Here is a 517-nt window from a genome sequence, read left to right as displayed (position 1 = left end):
ATCTCGTTGAGCTGGAACCAGAAGGTGCCGATCATGTTCTTCGCCACCTGGCCGGTGGTCAGCTCGGTGAAATAGCGCGCCTCGATCAGTTGCGCGGTGTCGAAATCGACCTGGGCGCCCTCCACCGCCGCGCACATGATCTTCTCGGGCGCCGGGAAGCAACCCTTGGTCTTGTCGCGCAGCACCGACGGTGCGATGGCCAGCATCTGCGCCACGTTGGGACTGGCAGGCGTACCGCCGGGAATCTTGTAGCCGGCGCTGTCCCAGGGCTGCTTCGCCGCCGGGTTGGCGAGGATCCAGGCGCGGGCCTTCTCCAGCATTTCCTCGGGGCTGTCGGCCAGTTCGTGGATCAGCCCGGCCTTGAGCGCTTCCGCCGGACGCACCTTCTTGCCTTCGGCGAGGTACGGCAGGGCTTTCTCCAGACCAAGCAGGCGCACCATGCGCACGATCCCGCCGCCGCCCGGCAACAGGCCGAGAGTCACCTCCGGCAGGCCGAGCTGCACGCCGGGATTGTCCA

Annotated in this window: 1 protein-coding gene; it reads right to left on the bottom strand. The window is 66.9% G+C overall.

Annotated elements, in window-relative coordinates; genetic code table 11:
• On the bottom strand, window positions 1-517 hold a 517-nt coding region (locus tag ACLJNW_RS23100; protein WP_410961073.1), incomplete at both ends, for an enoyl-CoA hydratase-related protein.

The organism is Salmonella sp. SAL4457, from assembly GCF_046548235.1.
Classification (GTDB): domain Bacteria; phylum Pseudomonadota; class Gammaproteobacteria; order Enterobacterales; family Enterobacteriaceae; genus Salmonella; species Salmonella enterica.
This window is presented reverse-complemented; position numbering and strand designations above follow the sequence as displayed.